Annotated in this window: 5 protein-coding genes; 4 read left to right on the top strand and 1 reads right to left on the bottom strand. The window is 71.6% G+C overall.

Features of this window, described 5'->3' with window-relative positions; genetic code table 11:
* The first annotated feature begins 438 nt into the window (after positions 1-438).
* Both P3H78_RS32760 and P3H78_RS32765 read left to right on the top strand, forming a co-directional pair.
* Entirely contained in the window at positions 439-1,659 is a 1,221-nt protein-coding gene (locus P3H78_RS32760; protein WP_276112823.1) for an ATP-grasp domain-containing protein, read from the top strand.
* Positions 1,660-1,922: 263 nt separating this feature from the next.
* Positions 1,923-2,588 carry a hypothetical protein gene (locus tag P3H78_RS32765; RefSeq protein ID WP_276112824.1) on the top strand — a complete coding sequence of 222 codons (666 nt, stop codon included), beginning with the start codon at positions 1,923-1,925 and terminating at the stop codon, positions 2,586-2,588.
* Positions 2,589-2,749: 161 nt separating this feature from the next.
* Here the strand turns inward: P3H78_RS32765 and P3H78_RS32770 are convergent, their stop codons facing one another.
* A complete protein-coding gene (locus P3H78_RS32770; RefSeq protein ID WP_276112825.1) occupies positions 2,750-2,977 on the bottom strand; it encodes a hypothetical protein in 228 nt (75 codons plus the stop codon).
* A gap of 217 nt (positions 2,978-3,194) precedes the next feature.
* On the opposite strand from P3H78_RS32770, the gene P3H78_RS32775 reads away from it, so the two are divergent.
* Together P3H78_RS32775 and P3H78_RS32780 are read left to right on the top strand one after the other, a co-directional pair.
* A complete protein-coding gene (locus P3H78_RS32775; RefSeq protein WP_276112826.1) occupies positions 3,195-3,695 on the top strand; it encodes a GNAT family N-acetyltransferase in 501 nt (166 codons plus the stop codon).
* Positions 3,696-3,699: 4 nt separating this feature from the next.
* On the top strand, positions 3,700-4,548 hold an 849-nt coding region (locus P3H78_RS32780; protein WP_276112827.1), incomplete at its 3' end, for an alpha/beta fold hydrolase.

A 4,548-nucleotide genomic window follows, 5' to 3' on the forward strand; every position in this document is an offset into this window, starting at 1 on the left:
GAGGAACCACCTCTTCCAGGAAGAGGGTCTTCCAGTGGCCCCCCAAACACGCGGTCCGCCTCGGAAGTTGCCCGCAACGGGACAACAAAACAGCAGTTCACAGCTGGTTTCGCAGAGGCGCGCGATCGCGCGCAGCGCAGCGGGATGCGGGAGCACCTCATGGTGGTGCCGCGTGCCACCCCATGGACCAGCGTCCCACCGAAACCCCGTGTGACCTGCGCAATTACCGCCAGCTCCCATGGCGCGGACCGCGTCCCGCCAGCAGCAATCGGAAATTCGGTTCACGTCCCGCTATGCGACACAACGAGCCGCATGTCGACCGTAGCCAGGGAACCGGCGCGAGGAGCCATTGCCCCGCCCCGACCGTCCGGCGAGAGTGACCACACCCTCTGGCACCGCCAGCGAGCGCACCACTTCCTACCTTCTGGAGCACCGCCCGTGAACACCCACGCGCCCTACCGGGACGACGGCCCCGCCGGGCACCTCGTCGTCCTGGGCAGCGGGCCGCAGGCGGAGTGGGAGTACGCCGTGCAACGCCTCGCCGCCGTGGCGCCGCTGCTCCTCATCGATGCGGAGCCACCAGCCTGGCAGCAGTCCCTCCTCGATGAGGCCAGGACCGCCAACCTCATGGATCCGACCCAAGTCCTCTCCACGGTCCAGAAGTTCGCCAGCACCCGGCCCCTCGTCGGCGCGCTCACCTTCCACCCCGCCCAGGCCCGTACCGTCGACCTGATCCGCCGCGAGCTCACCCTGCCCGCACCGCCCACCGCGACGATCGAAGCAACCACTCTGCGCCATCGCACGGCCCAACTCCTCACCGCTGCAGGCATAGACAACAGTGGAGCCCTCCACGCGGACACCTACGACCAGGCCCTGGAAGCAGCCCACCAGGTCGGCTTCCCCCTGGTCTGCAAACCCGCCTCCCCCTGGCGGCGGTACGCCGCCCGCCAGGTGAGAAGCCTGCCCGAACTGGCGGAAGCGTTCTCGGCGGCCACCGCTGCCACCTGGCACGGGACCGGCACGGTCATCGAGCCACAGCTCGACGGGATCGAGGCGACCGCATACACCGCCGACTCTCCGTCCGGCCCCAGGGTCGTCGCGATCTCCCACGCAACCTTCGACCCGCAGGCCGAACCCGCACTGGTCCCGGTGGAAGTCGTCGTCGACGCCGACGACGTCTGCGCGCCCGCCGTCGAGGACACTGCGAGCCGCGCGCTGGCCGCCCTGGGACACCGCTCGGGACCGGCACAGATCCGCCTGCGGATCACCTCCACCGGACCACGCGTGATCAGCGTCGCAACCCACCTCACCGACCCCCTGCTCGGCATGCTGATCGAGCAGGTGACCGGGATCGACCTCATCTCCCAGGCCGGCCACCATGCCCGCGGCCGGGCCCTGCCCGCCGACGAGCGCCGCCTCGGGGCGAGTGCCGTGCGCTTCCTCCAGGGCCCCGGCAGCACCGCTCTGCTGCCGCCGAACGCGGCGACCCACCCCCACATCACCCCGTACGCAACCCTCCGCCCGTATCCGGCCGAGCGCTCAGTGGGCCCTCTGCACCGCAGCGGACACGTCCTCGTCTCCGGCACGGACTATCCGCAGTGCACCGCACGGTTGCGCAGCGCCGCCGCCGAGATCCGCTCAGCACGCCTGTCCGCGTAACCCACCGACCCGACAAGGAGCCCGAGCATGTGCTCTCGCGCGTTCTTCACCGCCGAACTCCCCGCCTCCCTGCGCACGCGCAGAGGCGCGTCAGGGGCGCAACGCCCTGCCCCGCCGACGCAGGCAACACCCACGCCCAGCCAGGGGCAGCTCCCCGGAGCTACCCGCCCGGCTGCTGAAGGTGGAGGACCCCCGCTGCACCGCGAGACACCCTGAGCGAGAAGATGGCGGCTGCTCGCGTACATCCCAGAAGGGGGCTCACCATGCACAACGCCGTGAACGAGGCACTGGCGGACATCCGGGTTGAGCCGGCCGGGAACCTCCTGGGCCGCCCTGCAACGGGCATGACCCCCGCACCCTGGCCCGATGCCCTTGAGCAGCTGGAGGCCACCGGCCGCTCCGTCATCCCGCGCAGCATCCCAACCCAGCCGACGCGCGAAGTCCTCACCTTCCCGTTGCAGGGCACCTTCGGGTTCCTGCTCGATGCGGCGGCCCGCTTCCTGCAGTCCGGATCCTTGGAGGATGCCGAGCGCACCGCGCACGAAGCCCGCACCGTCAAGGCCCTGACCGTGGCCCCGCCCCTGCGCCACCATCGCCCGGAGGCGCCGCCGAGCGGCGCCACCACGGCAGAACTCCTCGACCACCGCATCACCGTCGAGGGCAACGGGTTCCTGGCCATGAGCGCCGCCGAGCTCACCGCAGCCCTCAGCCCCGGGCGAAAGGTGCGGGGCTTGATGCCCGCAACGCCGCCCTCGGACCCGACGGCCTACGTCGTCATGTGGAACCGGATCAGCGCGCCCGGGATCATCCTGGCGGGCCTGAACGAAGCCCACACCGACGGTGAGCACGGCGCCGCCCTCCTGCAGTCCCACCTCGCCACCGCGGCCCAGGCGCTCGCCCCGGGCGAGACCCGCCACGAGAGGCGGTAACAGCCGGCTCGCCGCCGCCCGTGTCGAGGCGCACCCCGCCCGGAGCCGCCCCTTCGCCCGCGTGAGGCCGCTGATCTGGATATGCGGGGGTCACCTCTCCGGTCTCACGCAGCCGGGCGAGCACCTTCTCGGCGAGCCCAGCCCCATTGTCCCGGTCGTACTCACCGACCTCGCACGCCGCCACCCGGCGCGATGAAGGCCCGGCCCGGCTCGGGGAGAGCGGTGACCGCCCGGGGTTTCACCGAGTCCGGAAGCTGCTGCGCCTCCTCAACCGACAGCTTCGTGTGGGCGAGCGGGTCGTAGGTGCCCATCCCGAGCGGCTCCGTGTGGTTGAACAGCGCCGCCAACACGGCCGCCCGGCCCAGGCCTGCGATGTTCACCCTCGCCATGGACGACAGCGTCCCACCCAGGGCGGCCGCGCAAGGCTGACTCCCTTGCGAGGGGCCGGGATCCCGCCACGAGGTACGGAGCCGGAAGTGCCGGTGCCGGACCCCGGTCAGTAGCCCCCGCAAGGGCTACCGGCGGTTGCAGCAGTCCTGCACCGTGTCCTGAGCCCCCCGCCTCCCCGTCTCCAAGCCGAGGACCACTGTGCCCACCCCTGCCCCGATGACCACCCATCAGCCCGTCCTGCCGCACACCAGGACCCGGACCATCACCCGCCCCGCGACGCTCGACGACTTCGACGCGGTGAACGCACTGCACGACCGCTGCTCACTCGCGACACGCTTCGCCCGCTACCAGGCCGCCCGGCGCTCACTGCGCCTTGCCGAGTTCCACCACCTGACCCGCCCCGACCGCAGCCTCACCTGGGTCACCCACCCGGAAGACGATCCACAGCAGCTCATCGCGACCACCAACCTCGTCCTCACGACCGACCCCGACACCGCCGAGCTCGGCATCATGATCGAGGATCCGTGGCAGAGCCGGGGCCTGGGCACCACGCTGGCGCAGCACGCGCGGGCGCAGGCCCGCACCTTCGGCTGCTCCTCCATGACCGTCATGACGGGCTCGGACAATGTGCGCATGCTCAAGATCATGAAGACGCTCGGCGCGGACCGGCCGGCCATCCACAGCTCCACCGTCGACCTCACGGTCCCCGTCGGGTAACCCGATGGACCTGAACAAGCAGGCAGAACTCCTCCACCTGATGAGACCGGACGGTGCGCGCCTGGCCGTCTACCGGCGCGAGCCGAGCGCCCCGCCCGAGGTGACGGTGGTCCTGGCGCACGGCTGGTCAGCCTCCGCCGCCGTATGGGGCGACGTGCTTCGCCACCTTCCCGCCGACGACCGGACGCGCATCCTCACCTTCGACCAGCGCGGACACGGAGCCTCCACCCCGGGACGCGCCCACGCGGACATGCGGGTGCTGGCCGATGACCTGCAGGCCGTGCTGAGCACCTTCAGCCCGGACACCCCGGCGATCGTGGCCGCGCACTCGATGGGGGCGATGGCCGTGCTGACGAGCGCCGCGACGCGCGGACCCACTATCGACGTGCAGCCAGCCGGCCTGCTGCTGGTGAGCGCCAGCAGCGGCCAGATGGACCTGAGCCTGGCCGGACACCCGCCGTTCGCCCGCGTCGTGGGCAGCGCGCGCACAGCCATCGCGGAGGTCTGCACCCGTGCGCCGCGCTCCACCCGCTACCTGCGCGACCTCCTGGTCCCCTCTGCCGGACCGCGGCCGACCACAGACGTGGCGGCCGCCTGGTTCAGGGCCATCATGGATTTCGACGTGGCGGGTCGCCTCACCGCCCTGCGCGACGTCCCCGTCCACCTGGTCACGGGAGCGCAGGACCGGGTCATCCAGCCCGTGCACACCTGCCGCCTCGCCGCCGAGCTCGCCCACGCGCGGGTGCATGTGCTCGAGGGTGCCACCCACCGGGTTCCCAGCGAGCAACCAGCCGTGCTGGCCGTGTTGTTGAGCGAACTCGTGGAGGGCGCTCGCCGGCAACGGGCCGCGTTG

Source organism: Streptomyces tropicalis, assembly GCF_029269835.1.
GTDB lineage: Bacteria > Actinomycetota > Actinomycetes > Streptomycetales > Streptomycetaceae > Streptomyces > Streptomyces tropicalis.